Origin of the sequence: Ramlibacter sp. AN1133 (genome assembly GCF_037890035.1) — a bacterium.
GTDB lineage: Bacteria > Pseudomonadota > Gammaproteobacteria > Burkholderiales > Burkholderiaceae_C > Ramlibacter.
In genome coordinates this window covers 1-19,803 of the sequence record NZ_JBBKTQ010000038.1, presented here as the reverse complement: position 1 = coordinate 19,803, position 19,803 = coordinate 1, and the positions used below count along the sequence as shown (strand labels likewise).

General features: G+C 70.4%; 17 protein-coding genes and 1 tRNA gene. 10 read left to right on the top strand and 8 right to left on the bottom strand.

The genetic code is table 11. The features are described 5' to 3' along the window. Nucleotides 1-40: 40 nt before the first annotated feature. The 4 genes from WG923_RS28880 (at nucleotide 41) to WG923_RS28865 (ending at nucleotide 2,918) form a co-directional block, all read left to right on the top strand. Entirely contained in the window at nucleotides 41-1,009 is a 969-nt protein-coding gene (locus WG923_RS28880; protein ID WP_340354489.1) for a tripartite tricarboxylate transporter substrate binding protein, read from the top strand. A gap of 40 nt (nucleotides 1,010-1,049) precedes the next feature. After that, nucleotides 1,050-1,134 (top strand) — tRNA-Leu (locus WG923_RS28875). 73 nt (nucleotides 1,135-1,207) lie between these two features. Further along, nucleotides 1,208-2,110 (top strand): alpha/beta fold hydrolase, encoded by a 903-nt coding sequence (locus WG923_RS28870; RefSeq protein ID WP_340354488.1) that lies wholly within the window; start codon nucleotides 1,208-1,210, stop codon nucleotides 2,108-2,110. A 73-nt stretch (nucleotides 2,111-2,183) separates the two neighbouring features. Beyond that, nucleotides 2,184-2,918 carry an ABC transporter substrate-binding protein gene (locus WG923_RS28865; RefSeq protein WP_340354487.1) on the top strand — a complete coding sequence of 245 codons (735 nt, stop codon included), beginning with the start codon at nucleotides 2,184-2,186 and terminating at the stop codon, nucleotides 2,916-2,918. A 188-nt stretch (nucleotides 2,919-3,106) separates the two neighbouring features. Here the strand turns inward: WG923_RS28865 and WG923_RS28860 are convergent, their stop codons facing one another. Further along, complete coding sequence (locus WG923_RS28860; RefSeq protein ID WP_340354486.1) at nucleotides 3,107-4,801, bottom strand: methyl-accepting chemotaxis protein; 1,695 nt, start codon at nucleotides 4,799-4,801, stop codon at nucleotides 3,107-3,109. A gap of 271 nt (nucleotides 4,802-5,072) precedes the next feature. Here WG923_RS28860 and WG923_RS28855 point away from each other — a divergent pair, with 271 nt between their 5' ends. Together WG923_RS28855 and WG923_RS28850 are read left to right on the top strand one after the other, a co-directional pair. Then, nucleotides 5,073-5,498 carry a GlcG/HbpS family heme-binding protein gene (locus WG923_RS28855; RefSeq protein ID WP_340354485.1) on the top strand — a complete coding sequence of 142 codons (426 nt, stop codon included), beginning with the start codon at nucleotides 5,073-5,075 and terminating at the stop codon, nucleotides 5,496-5,498. Nucleotides 5,499-5,579: 81 nt separating this feature from the next. Then, nucleotides 5,580-6,872: a lytic murein transglycosylase gene (locus tag WG923_RS28850; RefSeq protein WP_340354484.1), complete on the top strand. Its 1,293-nt coding sequence runs from the start codon at nucleotides 5,580-5,582 to the stop codon at nucleotides 6,870-6,872. Here the strand turns inward: WG923_RS28850 and WG923_RS28845 are convergent. Beyond that, nucleotides 6,869-7,348 (bottom strand): hypothetical protein, encoded by a 480-nt coding sequence (locus tag WG923_RS28845; RefSeq protein WP_340354483.1) that lies wholly within the window; start codon nucleotides 7,346-7,348, stop codon nucleotides 6,869-6,871. The genes WG923_RS28850 and WG923_RS28845 overlap by 4 nt on opposite strands. A 135-nt stretch (nucleotides 7,349-7,483) precedes the next feature. On the opposite strand from WG923_RS28845, the gene WG923_RS28840 reads away from it, so the two are divergent. Next, nucleotides 7,484-8,599, top strand: a complete 1,116-nt coding sequence (locus tag WG923_RS28840; RefSeq protein ID WP_340354482.1) for a bifunctional nicotinamide-nucleotide adenylyltransferase/Nudix hydroxylase — start codon at nucleotides 7,484-7,486, stop codon at nucleotides 8,597-8,599. On the opposite strand, the gene garD is transcribed toward WG923_RS28840, so the two are convergent. The 5 genes from garD to WG923_RS28815 form a co-directional block, all read right to left on the bottom strand. Continuing rightward, nucleotides 8,577-10,133, bottom strand: a complete 1,557-nt coding sequence (garD, locus tag WG923_RS28835) for a galactarate dehydratase (RefSeq protein ID WP_340354481.1) — start codon at nucleotides 10,131-10,133, stop codon at nucleotides 8,577-8,579. The two genes, WG923_RS28840 and garD, sit on opposite strands and share 23 nt — an antisense overlap. A gap of 8 nt (nucleotides 10,134-10,141) precedes the next feature. After that, nucleotides 10,142-11,116: a Bug family tripartite tricarboxylate transporter substrate binding protein gene (locus WG923_RS28830; RefSeq protein ID WP_340354480.1), complete on the bottom strand. Its 975-nt coding sequence runs from the start codon at nucleotides 11,114-11,116 to the stop codon at nucleotides 10,142-10,144. A 66-nt stretch (nucleotides 11,117-11,182) separates the two neighbouring features. Beyond that, on the bottom strand, nucleotides 11,183-12,622 hold the full coding sequence (locus WG923_RS28825; protein ID WP_340354479.1) for an aldehyde dehydrogenase family protein: 1,440 nt from the start codon (nucleotides 12,620-12,622) through the stop codon (nucleotides 11,183-11,185). A gap of 177 nt (nucleotides 12,623-12,799) precedes the next feature. After that, nucleotides 12,800-13,444: a response regulator transcription factor gene (locus tag WG923_RS28820; protein WP_340354478.1), complete on the bottom strand. Its 645-nt coding sequence runs from the start codon at nucleotides 13,442-13,444 to the stop codon at nucleotides 12,800-12,802. Beyond that, the gene (locus tag WG923_RS28815) at nucleotides 13,441-14,496 is read right to left on the bottom strand and encodes a PAS domain-containing sensor histidine kinase (RefSeq protein ID WP_340354477.1); all 1,056 of its coding nucleotides are present in this window, start codon (nucleotides 14,494-14,496) and stop codon (nucleotides 13,441-13,443) included. Before WG923_RS28815 ends, WG923_RS28820 begins: the two co-directional genes overlap by 4 nt. A gap of 178 nt (nucleotides 14,497-14,674) precedes the next feature. Between WG923_RS28815 and WG923_RS28810 the strand changes: the two genes are divergently transcribed. Next, a complete protein-coding gene (locus tag WG923_RS28810) occupies nucleotides 14,675-15,421 on the top strand; it encodes a hypothetical protein (RefSeq protein ID WP_340354476.1) in 747 nt (248 codons plus the stop codon). Here WG923_RS28810 and WG923_RS28805 read toward each other — a convergent pair. Then, complete coding sequence (locus WG923_RS28805; RefSeq protein ID WP_340354475.1) at nucleotides 15,390-17,867, bottom strand: sensor domain-containing protein; 2,478 nt, start codon at nucleotides 17,865-17,867, stop codon at nucleotides 15,390-15,392. The genes WG923_RS28810 and WG923_RS28805 overlap by 32 nt on opposite strands. Before the next feature lie 157 nt (nucleotides 17,868-18,024). Here WG923_RS28805 and WG923_RS28800 point away from each other — a divergent pair, with 157 nt between their 5' ends. Together WG923_RS28800 and WG923_RS28795 are read left to right on the top strand one after the other, a co-directional pair. Next, nucleotides 18,025-18,447: a response regulator gene (locus WG923_RS28800; protein ID WP_340354474.1), complete on the top strand. Its 423-nt coding sequence runs from the start codon at nucleotides 18,025-18,027 to the stop codon at nucleotides 18,445-18,447. Beyond that, the gene (locus WG923_RS28795) at nucleotides 18,444-19,697 is read left to right on the top strand and encodes a hypothetical protein (RefSeq protein WP_340354473.1); all 1,254 of its coding nucleotides are present in this window, start codon (nucleotides 18,444-18,446) and stop codon (nucleotides 19,695-19,697) included. Before WG923_RS28800 ends, WG923_RS28795 begins: the two co-directional genes overlap by 4 nt. Nucleotides 19,698-19,803: the final 106 nt, after the last annotated feature.

Genomic DNA, 19,803 nt, shown 5'->3' with positions numbered 1-19,803 from the left:
TGCGATGATCGCCGCGACCAGACCTCCAGGAGCCGTCGTCATGAGGAAGTTCGCCCTGGCGCTTGCCGCGCTTGCCCTCGCATCGGCCGCGTCGCCGGCGCTCGCGCAGTCCTGGCCCAGCCGGCCCGTCAAGCTGCTGGTGGGCTTTCCCGCGGGCGGCTCCACGGACTTGGCCGCACGGCTGCTTGCCAACCGGCTCTCGCAGGCGCTGGGCCAGTCGGTGGTGGTGGAGAACAAGGTCGGCGCCAGCGGCAACATCGCTTCCGAGACCGTGGCGCATGCGCCGGCGGACGGCTACACGCTGATGATGGCGGCCACCTCGATGGCCGCCGCGCCCGCCTTCTTCGACAAGCTGGCCTGGGATCCGGTCAAGGACTTCACGCCCGTGGCCCTGGTCGCGACCGTTCCCATCATGCTGGTCGCCACGCCGCAGCTGAACGTGCGCAACGTCGCCGAACTCGTGGCCTACAGCAAGGCGCGTCCCGGCCAGGTGAACATGGCCTCGCCGGGGCCGACGACGCTGGTGCGCCTGTCGGGCGAGCAGTTCAAGCAGACCGCGAAACTCGACTGGCTGACGGTGAACTACAAGGGCGGCGCGCCGGCGATGCAGGACATGCTGGCCGGCACGGCGCAGGTGATGTTCGCGCAGATCTCCGACGTGATCGCGCAGGTGAAGGCGGGCAAGCTGGTGCCGATCGCCGTCACGACCAAGGCGCGCTCGGCGATCGTCCCGGAGATCCCGACCCTGTCCGAGTCCGGCTATCCGGGCTTCGGCTTCGCCACCTGGCAGGGCGTGGTGGGGCCGGCGGGCCTGCCGCCGGAAGTGGTGGCGCGGCTGAATCGCGAGATCCGGCGCATCCTGGCCGAGCCCGAGACCAGGACGCAGTTCCTCGCGATCGGCACCGACGTGGCCACGGGCAGCCCGGAGGAATTCGGCGCGCTGATCGCGGAGGAGGTCGACAAGATCAAGCGCATCGCGAAGTCCGTGGGCGCGACGGCGGCGAATTAGGCACCCGTCGGAATGCTCTACAATCGCGCCTTCCTGAAATGCCCAGGTGGCGGAATTGGTAGACGCACTAGTTTCAGGTACTAGCGGGTAACTCCGTGGAGGTTCGAGTCCTCTCCTGGGCACCAACGCAAGCCGGCTCCTGCCGGCTTTGTCGTTCCCGGGTCCGTCGTGCTCCAATGCGGCGCCAGGAGACCCACCATGCCCACGATCACCACCGACGACGGCGTGAAGCTGTACTGCGAGGACACCGGCGCCGGCACGCCCATCGTCTTCGTGCACGAATTCGCCGGCGACAGCCGCAGCTGGGAGCCGCAGGTGCGGCACTTCTCGCGCCGCTGGCGCTGCATCACCTACAACGCCCGCGGCTACCCGCCGTCCGACGTGCCGCAGGACGCGGAGCGCTACTCGCAGGAGCGCGTGCGCGAGGACCTGCGCTGCGTGCTGGAGGGCCTGGGCCTGGCAGACGCGCACATCGTGGGCCTGTCGATGGGCGCCTTCGCCACGCTGCACTTCGGCATGCGCTATTGCGCGCAGGGTGCGGCACCGCGGGCCCGCTCGCTCACCCTGGCCGGTTGCGGCACCGGCGCGCACCCGGCCCTGTACGCGAAGTTCCAGCAGGAGGCGCGGGCGCTGGCGGACAGCATCGAGCGCGAGGGCATGGCGCATTTCGCCGCGACCTACGGCCACGGGCCGGCGCGCGTGCAGCTGCGCGACAAGGATCCGCGCGGCTTCGCCGAGTTCGTGCGCCAGCTCGCCGGGCACTCCGCCACCGGCTCGGCCCACACGATGCGCGGCTACCAGGCGCGCCGGCCCTGCCTGTACGACCTGACCGACGAGATGGCGCGCATCGCCGTCCCGGTGCTGGTGATGACCGGCGACGAGGACGAGCCCTGCCTGGAGCCCTCGCTGCTGATCAAGCGCACCCTCCCCACGGCGGGCCTGGCGATGCTTCCGCGCAGCGGCCACCCGATCAACCTGGAGGAGCCGGCGCTGTTCAACCGGCTGCTGGAGGACTTCCTGCACCAGGTGGAAAGTGGGCGCAGCACCGTGCGCGACGCGGCCAGCCGCCCCTCGATCTGGGGCCCCGGCGGAAAGCCCTGAGCGCGGGCACGCGCAACGTCGTTGCCGGGCCCGGCGAGCCGGGTACCATCGGCCGCGATCCAGGAGCCTGACCATGACCGTCGCGACCGACATCGTCCGCGCCTTCACGCCCACCGGGCGGCTGCGTGCCTCCATCAATCTCGGCAACCCGGTGCTCGCGGGGCGCGATGCGGCCGGTGCCGCCAAGGGGGTGTCGGTGGACCTCGCGCGCCGGTTCGCGCAGCGCCTGGGCGTGGAGCCCGAGCTGGTCGTGTTCGACACGGCCGGCGCGTCGGTCGATGCCGTCACGCGCGACGAGGCCGACATCGGCTTCTTCGCCATCGACCCGAAGCGCGGCGAGGGCATCCACTTCACGCCGCCCTATGTGCTGATCGAAGGCTGCTACCTCGTGCGGCAGGATTCGCCGCTGCAATCCAACGAGGAGGTCGACCGGCCCGGCACCCGCGTGGTGGTGGGCCAGGGCAGCGCCTACGACCTGTATCTTTCGCGCGAACTGAAGACCGCGCAGGTGGTGCATGCGCCGTCCTCGCAGGCGGTGCTGCAGCACTTCCTGGACTCGGGCGCCGAGGTCGCGGCCGGCGTGAAGCAGCAGCTGGAGAAGGACGCGGCGCCCCTCGGCGGCCTGCGCCTGCTGCCCGGCCGCTTCATGGTGATCCGCCAGGCCATGGGCTGCGCGCGCAGCCGGGGCGAGGCGGCGGCGGCCGAACTCGCGCGCTTCGTGGAGGAGATGAAGGCTTCGGGCTTCGTCGCCGAAGCGCTGGCGCGGCACGGCATCCAGGGCGCTTCCGTGGCGCCGCCGGGGACCTGAGCCCGCGGCAGCCGGCATCGCCGCAGCGCCGGCGCTGTCGTTCGCCTGTCATGCAGGCCTGCGCAGAATCGGCGCATGACTGATCCTGCCCGATTCCCGAAGGGTGCGCCCGGCGGCACCGTGCGCAAGCTGCTGGAAGTCACCGCCCGTTCCTGGGGGCTGCGCGCCCCGCCGAACGCCGCGGCGACTCAGAATTCCTTCCAGCCGGCCCCGGCCCCGGCCTGGGGCGCGTGGGCGAGCGGTGCGAGCTCGGGCCGCAGGGACTCGACCGACGGCCTCACCCGGATCGGCGGCACCACCGCGATGGCCTGACGCGGGCGTTCGGCCGGCGCCGGCGCCGCGGCCGCCTCGTCACCGATGCGGAAGCGCGCGACCAGCTTGAGCAGCGTGCCCGCCTGCTCCTTCATCGCTTCGGTCGCGGCGGTCGATTCCTCCACCAGCGACGCGTTCTGCTGCACCACCTGGTCCATCTGCGTGACGGCGGTGTTGACCTGCGCGATGCCGGAGCTCTGTTCCTGCGACGCCGCGGCGATGTCGGCGATCAGGTCGCTCACGCGCGACACCGCGGCGACGATCTCGTTCATCGTCTTGCCGGCGGTGTCCACCAGCCTGGAGCCCTCCTCCACCTTGGTCACCGAGTCGCCGATCAGCCCCTTGATCTGCCGCGCGGCCTCGGCGCTGCGCTGGGCGAGCTGGCGCACCTCGCCGGCCACGACCGCGAAGCCGCGGCCCTGCTCGCCGGCGCGCGCCGCTTCCACCGCCGCATTGAGCGCGAGGATGTTGGTCTGGAAGGCGATGCCGTCGATCACGCCGATGATCTCGGCGATGCGGCGCGAGGACGTCGAGATGCCGTCCATGGTGGTGACCACTTCGCCGACCACGCTGCCGCCCTTGCGCGCCACGTCCGCCGCGCCGCGCGCGAGGTCACTGGCCTGGCGGGCGTTCTGCGCGTTCTGCGTGACGGAGGAGGTGAGTTCCTCCATCGAGCTGGCCGTTTCCTCCAGGGTGCTGGCCTGTTCCTCGGTGCGCTGCGAGAGGTCCACGTTGCCGTGCGCGATCTGGGTGCTGGTGTCCGCCACCATGCGCGCGCCGCTGGAAACCTCGCCCACCAGCTTGCGCAGGCCGTCGTTCATGGCGCCCACGGCGTGCAGCAGTTGCGCCGACTCGTCGGTGCCGCGCACGCGCAGTTGCACGGTGAGGTCGCCCTCGGCGATCCGGTTGGTCGCGGCGATGGCGGTGTGCAGCGGGCGCACGATGGTGCGGCTCAGTTTCAAGGCGATCAGCAGGGCCGCCGCCGCGGCACCGGCCACGAGCGCGCCCAGGATCAGCAGGGTGCGGCGGTAGGCGGCGCCGGCGGCGTCGTAGCTCTCGCGCGCCAGCCGCTGCTCCAGCGCCACCAGCGCATCGAGATCCTGCACCACGGCCTGGAACTGCGTGTCCGTCGTCTGCATGGCCATCAGGCCGATGGAGACGTCCACGGTCCCGAGCTCGACGCCCTTGTCGACGCCGGCGCGGTACTTGGCCAGCAGCGGCTGCACCGTCTCCACCAGCTTGCGTTCCTCGGCACCCAGGTCGCCGCCGGCGAGCTTGCCCAGCGACGCGGACACCTCGTCGAGGTTCTTGCGCAGGCCGGAGGCGATCGCCTTGATCTTCGCGTCGTCGTAGTTGGCCATCCACGTCATGAGGCGGTAGACGCCGGAGTGGACCTGCCCCATGTCGCGCGCGGCATCGGCGGCGATCTCGAAGCGCGCCATGCGCTGCGTCACGAGGGCCTCGAGGCCGTCGTTCTGCTGCTTGAGCATCAGGAAGGCGGTGGCGCCGAGCGCCACCAGGAAGGCGATCGCCACGCCGGGCGCGATCAGGATCTTGTGCCAGATTTTCAAAGGGGGTCTCCCCCCGGCCAGGCGGGCGCGCGGCCGGGTACAACGATATTGAATGTGACCGGAAGTTTCCTTCGTTCTGCGCTCGTAACCGAGCCGTTCGCCGCGCCGTTGCGGCCGCCGGTCGAGGAGGGTGCCGGTCGAGGAGGGTGCCGGGCGATGGCGCCACCATGTGAAAGGCAAGGGCGATGGCGGGCCTGCGTCCTCGTCGCGGATTCCGCCGCCGCGCCGGCCAGAATACGCACCTTCCCAACCTTTCCGCCCCCGCAAGCCCATGACCACGCTGACCCTGCAGATCGCCAACCAGATCATCGCCGCCGCCCTCGCGAAGTCGAAGGAGAGCGGCTTCAAGCCCATGGGCGTGGCGGTGCTCGATGCCTCCGGCAACCTCAAGGCGTTCGCGAGCGAGGACGGCGCGAGCATGTTCCGCTTCGACATCGCGCGCGCCAAGGCCTGGGGCGCGGTGGGCATGGGCGTGGCCAGCGGCGTGCTCGCCAGGCGCGCCAAGGACAATCCGAACTTCTTCGTGGCCCTGGCCGCCACGGCCGAAGGGAAGTTCCTGCCGCAGCCGGGCGCCGTGGTCATCAAGGACCACGACGGCCAGGTGATCGGCGCCGTGGGGGCCAGCGGCGGCACGGGCGAGGAGGACGAGGCGATCTGCGCGGCCGGCGTCGCCGCCGTGGGGCTCGTCGCCGGCTGAGCCAGCCCGGTTGAGCCACCGGCTGTTACCAGCCGCGGCAGTGACCCCACGGCAGGGGAGGGGCCTCCTATATTGGGCCCCATGGCCATCCGTCTTCCTTCCTGCATCGCCGGGGCCGCGCTCGCGGCCCTCGCTTCGACCGGCGCTGGCGCCCAGAGCCTGCTCGAGCAGCCGCTCGGCTCCGATCAGTTCGCGGCCTGTGTCCAGGGCCTGGCGGACAAGACCGCCACGGCGGGGCGGCCGCTTGCGCGCGAGGACTTCCTGCGCATCGCCTCGGCCGGCAAGTACGACGACCGCGTGCGGCAGTCGATGCTGATCGCCGCCGGCGAACCGACCTTCTGGTGGGACGAGCTGGCGGCCACCACCGACGAGGACCGCGTGCGCGAGGGCCGCGCGATCCTGGCGCGCGAAGGGCCGACGCTGCAGAAGATCGAATCGCAGTTCGGCGTGCCCCGGGAGATCGTGCTGGGCATCTACGGCATCGAAACCAACTTCGGGCCTTCGCAGGGCAAGATCCCGGTGCTCGATGCCGCTCTGAGCTACGCCTGCCTGCGGCCCTGCGCCGCATCGGCGACCGGCACGGGCTCCTGCATCGCGCGCGAGCGCGCCTATGCCGCCGTGCGCGTGCTGCGCGACCGGCGCGTGCGCACCGACAACTGGCTGGGCTCCTGGGCGGCTGCCTTCGGCCGCACGCAGTTCGTGCCGGACAGCTTCGAGCAGCTCGCGGTCGACTTCGACGGCGACGGCGTCGCCGACATCATCAACTCCGAAGCCGACGCCTGGGCGACCACCGCCAACCACTTGAAGCAGCGCGGCGGCTGGAACATGAACGCACCGGTGTACGTGGAGGTGAGCATCCCGAAGGAGCAGCAGGCGGAGTTCGCGGCCAGCGGCAAGTCGATCCGCCTTGCCGACCGCGCGAAGCCCCTGTCGCAATGGATGGCGCAGGGCTGGCGCGCGCTGGCCCCGGACGGGCAGCCCAAGCCGCTGGAGCTGGCGGGAGATCCCGAGATGTATCCCTTCCTGCCGGTGGGACTGCCGGGCCCGGCGTTCCTGGTCTCGCGCAATTTCGACACGGTGCTGCGCTACAACCGCTCGGAGCGCTACGTGATGGAAGTGGCCCTGCTGGCGAACAAGATCGCCGGCGGCGGCGACTTCGTGACGCCCTGGCCGACCGACGACCCCGGGCTCACGCGCGCGCAGGTGCGCGAGTTGCAGGCGTGGCTGGCGCAGCGCGGGCACGCGCAGGTCACGGCCGACGGCGTGATGGGCCGCAACACGCGCGATGCGATCGAGCAGGAGTTCGTGGCGAAGGGCCTGCCGCCTCAGCGCCGCGTCGGCCAGCGGACCATGCGCCTGTTGATGCAGCCTTAGTGGGGCACCATCAGCACCCGCAGGGGCCAGGGATGCCGGCCCGGCGTGGCCTGCGGCGACAGCTCGAAGCGCAAGCGCACCAGCAGGTGGTCGCGCCACATGCCGGTGCCGGCCGCCGGCCGCGACGCCATGGCGCCGGCGCTGTCGAAGCGCAGCGAGCCGAATTCGCCCAGCACCTGTGCGCTGCGCACCTGCGCGCCCTCCAGCCCGAAGGCGAGGGTGTAGCCCTGGGGCGCGTTGCTCTGCACCGCCAGCTCGATGGCGGCCGCTTCGACGTAGCCGCGCGCCACGTCTTCCTCCGACAGCTGGATCGACGCCGGCGGCGTGAAACGGATGCTGGCATGGCGCGGCACCACGGCGCTCACGAGTAGCGCGGCCCGCGCCGGCGGCGCGGGGCCGCCCAGCGCCGCAGCCGCGAACAACATGCCGCCGAACGCCGCCAGGACGCGGAGCGAGAACCCGTGCAGCGAGGTCATGGACCCCCCTTCCTCATGGTCCAGCTTAGGCGCGGGCGGCCGGCTTTTCCTGTGATCCATTCACCTTGCGGCCGTACGCGGGTGCCATGCGGTCGGCGCACCCCGGGCCGGCGGCTTTGAAAGCAGAATGCCCCCGTGACCACCGATCCCCCGTACGAATGGGCGGCCTGCATCGGCAGGTTCCAGCTGTTCCACGATGCGCAGCTTGCCCTGATCCGCACCGCGCTGGAGCTGGCGCCGCGCTGCGCGGTGCTGATCGGCTCGGCCTTCCAGGCGCGCTCGCCGCGCAACCCCTTCACCTTCCAGGAAAGGGTGGAGACCATCCGGCTGGCGCTCACGGAGGACGAGCGCCAGCGCGTGGACTTCGCCGCGATCCGCGATACGTTCGACGAGAAGCGGTGGGTCGTGCAGGTGCAGGCCGCGATGGCGAAGCTGACCGGCTCGGACCGCACGCGGGTCGTGCTGGTGGGGCACCGCAAGGACCCGACGGGCGAATACCTCGACGACTTTCCCGGCTGGCCGCTGCACGACATCGGGCGCATGGGCGAGATCCACGGCAAGGCGCTGCGGGCGGCGCTGTTCAGCGCGGACTCGCTGGATGCGTCGCTGGCCGCGATCGCCAGCCAGGTGCCGGCGAGCACGATCGCGTTCGTCCGCGCCTGGGCGCAGCTGCCCTTCCTGGCACGCTTGCGCCAGGAATGGCAGGAGCTGGCCGAGGAACACGACAAGTGGGCCTGCGCGCCGTATCCGCCGGTGTTCGTGACCGTGGATGCGGTGGTGCGCGTCGCCGACCAGGTGCTCCTGATCCGCCGCGGGCGCGCGCCCGGCAAGGGCCTGCTGGCGATGCCCGGCGGCTTCATCGAGCAGCGCGAGACCGCCTACCAGTCGGCGGTGCGCGAGCTGCAGGAGGAGACCGGCTTCGAGCTGTTTCCCCCCGAGATGGAGCACGCGCTCAAGGCGGTGCGCGTGTTCGACCATCCGGACCGCAGCCAGCGCGGCCGCGTGATCACGCACGCCTTCTACTTCGATTTCGGCGCACGCATGCTGCCCGAGATCGCCGGCAGCGACGATGCGGCGGAGGCGCGCTGGGTCCCGATCGCGCAGTTGCCCTCGCTGGAGGAGCAGTTCCACGACGACCACTTCCACATCCTGGATGCGTTCCTCGGGATCACGAAGGACGGAGTGCCCCCACCCCGACCCTCCCCCGGAGGGGGAGGGAGGAATACAACTACGTCACCGGCGCCGGATTGAACAGCACCAGCGCGTTGTGCAGCTTCCACCGCTCCGCCCAGGTCTTCTTGCGCCCGCTGGCCACGTCGAGCATCAGCCGGAACAGTTCCCAGCCCACGTCCTCGATCGTCGCCCGGCCCTCGGCGATGGTGCCGGCGTTCACGTCCATCAGGTCGTGCCAGCGGCGCGCCAGGTCGCTGCGCGTGGCCACCTTGATCACCGGCACTTCCGCCAGCCCGTAAGGCGTGCCGCGGCCGGTGGTGAACACGTGCAGGTTCATGCCCGCCGCCAGCTGCAGCGTGCCGCAGATGAAGTCGCTGGCCGGCGTGGCGGCGTAGATCAGGCCCTTCTGGCCCTTCAGCTTTTCGCCGGGGGGCACCACGCCCGCGATGGGCGCGGAGCCCGACTTCACGATCGAGCCCATCGCCTTCTCGACGATGTTGGACAGCCCGCCCTTCTTGTTGCCGGGCGTGGTGTTGGCGCTGCGGTCGACGCTGCCGCGCTTGAGGTACTCGTCGTACCAGCCCAGCTCGCGGATGATGTCCTGCGCCACTTCCGGCGTGGCCGCGCGCGACGTGAGCTGCGCCACGCCATCGCGCACCTCGGTGTTCTCCGAGAACATGATCGTGGCACCCGCGCGCACCAGCAGGTCGGCGCAGAAGCCCACCGCCGGATTCGCCGTGACGCCGGAGAAGGCGTCGCTGCCGCCGCATTGCACGCCCACCACCAGTTCGCTGGCCGGCACGGTCTCGCGGCGGCGCCGGTCGAGGCGCTGCAGGTGCACCTCGGCCTGCTTCATGATGGATTCGACCATGGACATGAAGCCGACATGCTCCTCGTCCTGCAGGCAGACGACGTCCAGCGCCTGCGGCTCCCCGCGCAGGTCGGTGATCGGGATGGTGCCGGGCGGCATCAGGCGCTCCGGCTGCAGCTTCTCGCAGCCCAGGCTCACCACCATCACCTCGCCGCCGAAGTTGGGGTTGAGGCTGATGTTGCGCAGCGTGCGGATCGGGATCACCGCATCGGGCGCGTCGATCGCCACGCCACAGCCGTAGCTGTGTTCCAGGGCGACGACGCCGTCGACGTTGGGATACCTGGGCAGCAGTTCGGCGCGGATGCGATCGACGGCGAAGCGCGTCACGCCGGCCACGCACTGCACGCTCTGCGTGATCGCCAGCAGGTTGCGCGTGCCGACGGTGCCGTCGGCGTTGCGGTAGCCCTCGAAGGTGTAGCCCGCCAGCGGAGCCGGCGCGCCCGGCCGCACGGTGGCCAGCGGCAGGTCCTCGAGGCTGCGCGCCTCGGGCATGCGCAGCAGGCGCTCGTGCACCCAGCTGCCCGCCGGGATGTCCTTTTCCGCGTAGCCGATGGTCACGTTGTAGCGCCGCACCGGCGTGCCCGCGGGCAGGTCCACCAGCGCCACCTTGTGGCCCTGCGGGATCTTGTCGCGCAGGGTGAGTCCGGAAGCGAAGGCGGTGCCCTCCGGCAGGCCGCCGTCGTTCGCCACGATGCCGACGTTGTCGGCTGCGTGCATGGTGATGTACAGCGGCTCGCTCATGGCGGCCCTCACGACTCCGCGCGGATGTTCGCCGCGTTCACCACTTCGGCCCAGCGCTTGCGCTCCTGCGCGAAGAACTGGTCCTGCTCCTGCGGGCTCATGGTCACGACCTCGGCGCCCTGGCCGGCCAGGCGGCCGCGCACTTCCGGGTTGCGGATCGCGCGCACGAGTTCGGCGTTCAGCTTCTGCACGATCGCTTCGGGCGTGCCCTTGGGCACCAGCACGCCCTGCCAGGAGCCGGACTCGAAGCCCGGCACGCCCTGTTCGGCGATGGTGGGCACCTCCCCGATCAGGGGCATGCGCGTGCGCTTGGACACGGCCAGCAGCTTGAGCTTGCCGGACTGCACGTGCGGGTAGGTGGCCAGCATGCCGTTCATCATGACCTGCGTCTGGCCGCCCACGGTGTCCTGGATCGCCTGGCTGCCGCCCTTGTACGGCACATACTGCCAGCGCGCATTCACGGCGCGCTGCAGCGCCACGCCCGCGAGGTGCGGCGCACCGCCGGTGCCGCTGATGGCGAAGTTCAGCTCCTTCTGTTTCGACAGCGCGACCAGTTCCTTCACGTTGCTGGCGGCGACCGAGGGGTGCACCACCAGCAGGTGCGGCGAGTACGCCAGCATCGTGACGCCGCGCAGCTCCTTCGACGGATCGAACGGCAGCTTGGGATACACCGAAGGCGAGATCGCCAGCGCGCCCACGTCGCACAGCAGCAGCGTGTAGCCGTCCGCGGGCGACTTGGCGACGAAGCCGGCGCCGAGGTTGCCGTTGGCGCCCGGCTTGTTCTCCACGATCACGGACTGCCTGAGCGCGTCGGACAGCAGGTTGCCGATGGCGCGCGCGATGATGTCCGAGGAGCCTCCCGGCGGATACGGCACCACGATGCGCAGCGGCTTGGAAGGCCAGTTGTCCTTCTGCGCGAAGGAGGCCGGCGCCGCGAGCGCGGCGGCGGTGGACAGCAGGGCGTGGCGGCGGTTGATCTTCATGCTCGTCTCCTCGGGGGTTTCGGGTCAGGCCTGGTGCATCGGGCCTGGCGGATCAGGCCTGGCGGATCAGGCCTGGGTATAGGCGGTCTTCACGGTCGTATAGAACTCCGCGGCGTGGCTGCCCTGCTCGCGCGGGCCGTAGCTGGAGCCCTTGCGGCCGCCGAAGGGCACGTGGTAGTCCACGCCCGCGGTGGGCAGGTTGACCATCACCATGCCGGCCTGCACGTGGCGCTTGAAGTGCGTGGCGTGCTTCAGGGACGTGGTGGCGATGCCGGCGGAGAGGCCGAACTCGGTGTCGTTGGCCAGCGCCAGCGCTTCCTCGTAGTTCTTCGCGCGGATGACGCTCACCACCGGGCCGAAGATCTCTTCGCGGTTGATGCGCATCTGCGCGGTGGTCTCGGTGAACAGGGCCGGGCGCAGGTACCAGCCCGGCGCGCCGTCGGCGTTCTTCTCAAGCGCTTCGCCGCCCGCGACGAGCTTCGCGCCCTCGGACTTGCCGATGGCGATGTATTCGAGGTCCTGCGCGAGCTGTTTCTCGTCGACCACCGGGCCGATGTCGGTGCCCTTGGTGCGCGCATCGCCAACGACCAGCGTCTTCATCTTCCCGGCCATCGCGGCCACGAAGCGGTCGTGGATGCCTTCGGTGACGATCAGGCGGCTGGAGGCGGTGCAGCGCTGGCCGGTGGAGAAGAAGCCGCTGTTGGCGGCGGCGGCCACGGCCACGTCGAGGTCGGCGTCGTCGAGCACCACCATCGGGTTCTTGCCACCCATCTCCAGCTGCAACTTGGCCATGCGCGCGACGCAAGCCTGCGCGATGCGCTGGCCGGTGGCGACCGAGCCGGTGAAGCTGATCGCGTTGACGCGCTTGTCATCCAGCAGCACCTGGCCCACCTCGGAGCCGCGGCCCATGACGAGGTTGAACACGCCGGCGGGCAGGCCCGCGCGGTGCAGGATGTCGGCGATGGCCCAGGCGCTGCCGGGCACCAGGTCGGCGGGCTTGAGCACCACCGCGTTACCGTAGGCCAGCGCCGGCGCGATCTTCCAGGCGGGAATCGCGATGGGGAAGTTCCAGGGCGTGATGAGACCCACCACGCCGACGGGCTCGCGGGTGACTTCGACGCCCACGCCGGCACGCACGGAAGGCACCACCTGGCCGCCCACGCGCAGCGCCTCGCCGGCGAAGAACTTGAAGATGTTGCCGGCGCGGGCGACTTCGCCGATCGCCTCCGGCAGGGTCTTGCCTTCCTCGCGGGCGAGCAGGTCGCCCAGCTCGTTGCGGCGCGCCAGGATCTCCGCGCCGGCGGCGTCGAGGATGTCGAAGCGCTGCTGCGGGGTGGACAGGCCCCAGGCGTGCTGCGCCTGGGTGGCCGCGGCGATCGCGGCGCGCGCCTGCTCGGCGTCGGCCTGCGCATATTCGCCGACGAGGTCGCGCGTGTCGGAGGGGTTGATGTTGCGCGAGACGCGGGCGCCGGCGACCCATTCGCCGTTGATGAGGTTCTTGAACATGAGGTTCTCCTGTCTTGCTCCTTCCCCCTCTGGGGGAAGGCTGGGATGGGGGCGCTCCGGATGATGGATTGGCGCTGGAGTGGGGGGGGGGGGGCGCCCCCCCCCCCCCCCGGGGGGGGGGGGGGGGGCCCCCCCCCCCCCCCCGGGGGGGGGGGGGCGGCCCCCCCCCCCACCAGCCTACGACAGCGGGTCGGTCAAGCCGTGCTTGAGCGCATAGCGCACCAGTTCCGTCTGGTTGCTCAGCCCCAGCTTCTGCATCAGGTTGGCCTTGTGCGTACTGACCGTCTTGACCGAGAGGTTCAGCTGGTGCGCGATGTCGGAAACCGCGCCGCCGCCCACCAGCAGCCGGAACACCTCGAACTCGCGATCGGACAGGCTCTCGTGGGGCAACGAGTCGCCCCCCGGCATGGCGCCCAGGGCGAGCTGCTCCGCCACTTCGGCGCTGATGTACGCGCCGCCGCCGGCGATCTTGCGGATCGCCTGCTGGAGCTGCGCCGGCGCGCTTTCCTTGGTCAGGTAGCCGCTGGCGCCCGACTTGATGGCCCGCACCGCGTACTGTGTTTCCTGGTGCATGCTCAGCACCAGGATGCGCAGCTTGGGCTTCTCCGACTTGACCAGCTTGATCAGCTCCATGCCGCTGCGCCCCGGCATCGACAGATCCAGCACGAGGATGTCGAACTCCAGTTCGCGCACGGCCTTCATCACCTCGGTGCCGTCGGCGGCTTCGCCGACCACCTCGAGGTCCGGGGCGTCGCCCACGATCCGCTTGAGCCCCTCGCGGACGATCGCATGGTCGTCCGCGATCACGATCCGGATCGTCATGCGTCGACCCTGACCGTGGGAATCTTCGCTTCCACGCGCGTGCCCGCGCCGGGACTGCTGTCCACCCGCAGCTCGCCGCGCATCAGCTGCGCGCGTTCGCGCAGGCCGACCAGGCCCAGCGACTGCGGCTTGCGCGGGTCGGAGGGCCGAAAGCCGATGCCGTCGTCCTGCACCCGCAGCAGCAGGTAGTCGCCCTGCGTCTTGATTTCCACTTCCACCTGCGTCGCCTCGGCGTGCTTGGCCACGTTGTGCAGCGCCTCCTGCACGATGCGGAAGACGCCGGTGGCGAAGGGCTCGTCGAGTTCCAGTTCCTCGTCGACGATCAGGGCGCAGGGCACATGGGTCCTTTGGTTGAAGTTCTGCACCACCCATTCGAGGGCGGGCACGAGGCCGAGGTCGTCGAGCACCAGCGGCCGCAGGTCGGCGGCGATGCGGCGGGTGGAGGCCACGCAGGTGTCCAGCATGCTCAGCATGGTGGCGATCTTGGACTGGGCCTGAGCGTCGCCCGCCAGGTGGTCGCGCAGCCAGATCGCGTCCATCTTGGCGGCGGTGAGCGACTGGGCGAGCTCGTCGTGCAGCTCGCGCGCGATGCGCGACTTCTCCTGCTCGCGCACGCCCGCGGATTCGGCGGCGAAGGCGGCCAGCTCCTCGCGGGCGCGCACCCGCTCCGTCACGTCCCGCAGGATCACGGTATAGAGCTTGCCTTCCGGCGTGTTCAGCTGGGAGATCGAGGCCTCGATCGGGAACTCGTCGCCGTTCTTGCGCCGCGCGTACAGCACGGTGTTGTCGCCCATGCGGCGCGAGGTCGTGCCGGTGGCGCCGAAGCGGCGCACCTGCTGGCTGTGCAGCCGGTGGTAGCGCGTCGGAATGAGCATCTCCAGCGGCTGCCCGAGGGCCTCGTCCAGGGGCCAGCCGAAGATCTTCTCGGCGGCCTTGTTGTAAAGCACGATCCGCTGCGTGTCGTCGCAGCTGATGATGCCGTCCATGGCGGATTCCAGCAGGCCGGCGAGGCGCTGGGCGGCATTGCCGTCCGAAAGGAGCGAGAGGGTCACAGCGGAATACCTGTCATCACGCGCAAATTACAGCACAACCCGCCAATTGTCACCCGTGGCTCGTCGGGCCGTCACAAGGGCCGGGGTCCTACAGAGGCCCCCGGGGGCCCCTGACATCTGCGGCGGAACCCGGGTTCCAGACTGCGCTCCAACCTGGACTTAGCTCATACACACTGTGTTGGCCATCGAAGACCCCATCGCCCACTCCTCCGGCGCCACGGCCGCCGCCGCCGTCGATGCCTCCCCGCAGCGTCAGCGCAGCCTGGCGCGCGCGGCGCAGCACGACATCCTGCGCCGCCTGACGCCGCCGTTGCGCCACGACATGGTGGTGCACCTGCAGTCGCTGGGCATGATGGCCGAGGCGCTGAGCGCGCGCATGGACCGCGGCGCCGTCGCCCAGGAGGACCTGCAATCGTCCGTCTCCAAGCTCAACCGGCTGTCGCGGCAGGCCGTGGCGCGCTGCCTCGAGGTGTCGACGTGGATGGAAGCGGGCGAGGACGACACCATCGCCCTGCGTGACGGCGTCTCGGAGGTCGTGCGCCTGCTCTCCACCAGCCTCAACTTCCGCGGCTTCGACCTGCGCACGGAGATGGCCGACGGCGAATTCGACGTCTCGCGCAGCGCGGTGCGCTTCCTGCTCGCCGCCGCGATCCTGACCCTGGCCGACGCCGCGCCGGGCCCCGGCGAAATCGCGGTGCGGACCGAGCCCTCCTCCTCGCACGGCGTGACCGCCGTCGAATACCAGCCCCAGCCGGAAGGCAGCTTCACGCAGCTGCACGAATCCGCCGAAGCGCCGCTGTCGTGGCCCGAAGTGCAGGCGCTGGCGCTGCAGCACGACGCGGAGCTGCTGCGCAGCGGCCAGGCGATCATCCTGCGCCTGCCGCGCGCGGTGGTCACGACGCCACTGAAGATGGTTCCGGTCTGAGGCCGGCGTCGCCCTCGACGCGGGCGATGAAGGCCTCCAGCTGCTCGATCGGCAGCGGCCGGCAGAACAGGTAGCCCTGGTAGCGGTGGCAGCCCTGGCGGGCCAGGAACTGGCGCTGCTCCTCGGTCTCCACGCCTTCCGCGATCACCTCCAGCCCCAGGTTGCGGCACAGCCCGATGATCGTGCCCGCGATGGCGGCGTCGTTGCCGTCGGTGAGGATGTCCTTCACGAAGCCCCGGTCGATCTTCAGTTCGTCGATCGGCAGGCGCTTGAGGTAGGACAGCGACGAATAGCCGATGCCGAAATCGTCGACCGAGAGGCTGACCCCCATGTCCTTGAGGTTGCGCATCTTCGCGATCGCGGCGTCGAGGTTGTCGGCCAGCAGGCTCTCCGTGAGTTCCAGCTTGAGCTTGCCGGGCGGCACGCCCGCGCGGCGCACGCAGCTCATGACCTCGTCGATGAAATCGGGATGGCGGAACTGCCGCACGCTGACGTTCACCGCGATGCTCAGGTGCGCGCGATCGGGCCGGCGCGCCCACAGCGCCAGCTGCGCGCACGCCGCCTCCAGCACCCAGTGGCCGATCGGGATGATCAGCGAGGTCTCTTCGGCGGTGGGGATGAACTGGTCCGGCTGCACCAGGCCGCGGTTCGGATGCTCCCAGCGCAGCAGCGCCTCCACGCCGGTCATCCGGCCGTCCATGCCCACCTGCGGCTGGTACTCGATCTTCAGGTGGTTGTCGCGCCAGGCCATGCGCAGGTCCGCCGCGAGGGCCGCGTTCTCGGTCGCCACCGCCTGCATCTCCGGATCGAAGAAGCGCACCGCATTGCGCCCGGCCGCCTTGGCCTGGTACATCGCGAGGTCCGCCTGCTTGAGCAGTTCGCTCACGCTGGATGGCGCCTTGCCGAACAGCGTGACGCCGATGCTGCAGGTGCTGTGGTGCAGGTAGCCCGGAAGCACGTAGGGCTCGCCGAGCGCCTCGAGGATCCGGTGGCTCACGGCCTGGGCCGCGGTCAGCGGGTCGAGCGGCTTTTCCGGCGTGTTCTCCAGCAGGACCACGAATTCGTCGCCGCCCAGGCGCGCGACCAGGTCGCCCTTGGCCACGCAGTTGCGCAGGCGGCGGGCCACCTGCTGCAGCAACAGGTCGCCCTTCTGGTGCCCCAGCGTGTCGTTCAGGACCTTGAAGTTGTCCAGGTCGATGAACATCAGCGCGCCGTCGCGGCCGTTGGCGGTCTCGCTCACCGCCTCGTTCAGGCGATCGAGCAGCATCTGCCGGTTCGGCAGCTGCGTCAGCGGATCGTAGAAGGCCAGGTACTGGATCTTCTCCTCGTCGCGCTTGCGCTCGGTGATGTCGCGCCCGACGGCCACCCAGTGCGTCAGGCGCCGGGCGTCGTCCCAGACCGGGGAGACGTCGAGGTCGACCCAGTACGGCTCCCTGGCCTTGGTGTAGTTGATCAGGTCGACCCGCACCCGCTCCCACTGCTCCAGCGCGGCACGGATGCGATCGAGCTGGGGGCGCTGCGTGTCCGGCCCCTGCAGGAAGCGGGGCGACTGGCCGATCACCTCCTCGCGCGTGTAGCCCGTGCGCCGCTCGAAGGCCTCGTTGACGAACACGATGCGCGGACCCGGCGCGCGAAAGGGGGCGGCCTCGGTGATGATCACGATGTCGTTCAGCCGGGCGATGCTGCCTTCCAGCAGCATCAGGTGCTGCTGTGCCTTGCGCCGCGACGACACGTCGCGCAGGTGCAGCGCCAGCCCCGCGCCGAACGGAAACCCGCGCAGCTCGAGCCAGTGGCTCACCTGCGCATCCAGTTCCTCCAGCTCGATGGCCTCGCGCTTTTCCAGCGCATGGATGAAGCGCTCCTCCAGGCGCAGCCGCGCGCGCTTCTGGAAGAAGCTCCAGATCTTGCGGCCCGCCAGGGGCTCGCCGCCGGCGGCGAGCAATTGCTCGGCCTGCACGTTGGCGTAGCTGATGCGGCCCTGCCGGTCGATGGTGGCGAAGGCTTCGGCCCCGCCGAGGGCGCCGCCCATGCTGACGGTGTGGCGCATCAGCGTGCCGGGCTGGTAGCCGGCCGGCGCGATCTCCTGCACCAGGCCTTCGGTGCCGATGATGGCGCCGTGCTCGTCGCGCAGCGGCTGGCCCACGCAGCGCACCCAGATGCGCCGCCCCTGCATGGTGTGCAGCTGCACCTCGAGGTCGAACGGCGTGCCCTGCTCCTGGCAGGCGAGGATGCGCGCCTGCAGTTCGCCGCGGTGCTCCTCGGCGTAGTGGCTCATCGCGTTGTCGAAGGTGGGCATGTAGCCCGCAGGCGCGCCGTGCAGGCGCGCCAGCTGCTCGGACCAGTACAGGCGGCCCTCCCTTGCGTCGAGCCGCCAGAACCCCAGGAACACGCTGCGTTCCACCAGTTCCAGCAGCTGCCCTGCGTTGTGCGCGATGACCGAGTCCATGGAATTCCTTGTTGCGCATCTTACGGGGCCCGCGCAGGGGCGGGGCCGACCGTAGGCTCCCTCCTACATGCAAACGCGTGGGCATCCGAGCGGAGCCCCTGGCTGAGCGACTAGAGTGCCTTACGCCTTGACACCAACCCTTACCAACCGATCTACCGTGCAACTCGCAGTATTCGTCGTCGAGGACAACGCGGAGATCCATGAGAACCTCGTGGGCGCGCTGGAAGAACTCACCTGCGTCAAGGTGGTCGGAGGCACGACGACCGAGGAAGGCGCGCTGGCCTGGATCTCCCAGCACAGCGACTGGGACATGCTGATCGTCGACCTGTTCCTCAAGGGCGGCAGCGGCATGCGGCTGGTGCAGCGCGCGCAGCGCAGCCGCCCCGACCAGAAGATCATCGTCTTCAGCAATTACGTGAACGCCGGCGTGCGCAAGCGCTGCGCGCAGCTGGGGGTGGACGCCGTCTTCGACAAGTCCACCGAGATCGACGCGCTGGTGGATTACTGCTCCCACCTGTGCAGCGTCATGGGCGCGCAGGCCGCGCTCGCCCCCCTACACCCCACCGGAGGTCACCCATGAGCAACACCCTTGAATTCCCCGGCCTCACGCTGGTCGAGCGCGAACCTGCGGCGGCCCCCGGGATCGTTCCCGCCGCGGCAGCGCAAGCTGCGAATGGCGGCGCCGTCGGCGGCCGGCGCTGGTCGGATGGCGCCGGCGCCTTTGCGCCCTCGGACCCGAACGCGCCCTGGACGATGTCGCAGCAGTGGCCCAACCTCGTCGCGGCGCTGTCGGAGCAGGCGGTGGAAAGCAGCAACCTGCTGCTGCGCGCGCTCAATTACCTGGTGGGCGCGGGACGGCTGCGCCGCAGCGAGGCCAAGGCCCTGAGCGATGCGATGCACCAGTTGCGCGGCACGAGCCTGCGCGCGCAGCAGATCACCCGCCTGGCCGGCGGCCGCATCCGGCAGGCGCGCGAGCGCGTCGACCTGGCGGAACTCGTGTCGCATGTCGTGCACGAGCGCGCCGGCGAGATCGAGGCCGCGGGCATCTCCGTGAGCTCGGACCTGCAGGCCGTCGACGTGCTGCTCGACCCGCCGGTGGCGATCAGCCTGGTCAACGCGATCCTGGACTGGGGCATGAGCTTCAGCAAGCAGCTGCACTTCGTGCTGGTGCCCTCGGGCTTCCCCGGGCCGGCGCAGCTGAAGGTGCGCGTGACGACGCCGGCGTCGGGGCAGCATGCGCACCCCGGCGGCGTGGGCTGGACGGTGCGCCCGCGCGGCCGGCGGCTGAACGACGGCCTGCACTGGATGCTGCTGCGGCAGATCGCCGCCTCCTCGAACCTCGACGTGATGCGCACCCGCGAGGACGGCGCGGCGGTGCTGACGATCGATTTCCCGAACACCTTCCTGAGCACCGAGGGCATGGCGTGCCTCGAGCTCACGGACCACGGCGATTCCGCGCCCTTGCGCGAGACTTGGGTGCTGGTGCTGGCGAAGGACGAGCGCGTGCGCAGCGAGGCGGTAGACGCGCTGCGCAAGATGGGCATCGAGGCACGGGCCGCGGCCGACACGGCGCAGGCCCGCGCGGTGATCGGCGAGGCGCGGCCGAACGTGCTGGTCAGCGCCTGGGACGTGTCCCAGGACGACGTGACCACCTTCCGCCGCGACGTGCTGGGCGGCGAGGACCGCTGCCCGATGGTGGAGATCACGCGCGAACTGCCGTCGTTCCATTTGAGCGGTTTCGACCGGTTCGAGACGCCGAAGGTGGGGCGCGAGCAGCTGACCGCGGAGTTGCCGCCGACGGTGTTGTTCGAGCTGGTGAAGATCGTTTGAGGCTACCGGTGGGGTGAGGCGAAGCCGTCATCCCCGCGTAGGCGGGGATCCAGAGGGGGGCGCTGTCGTATTGCGCCCCTTCTTGCTTTTCGGGGGCGTCGCGCCG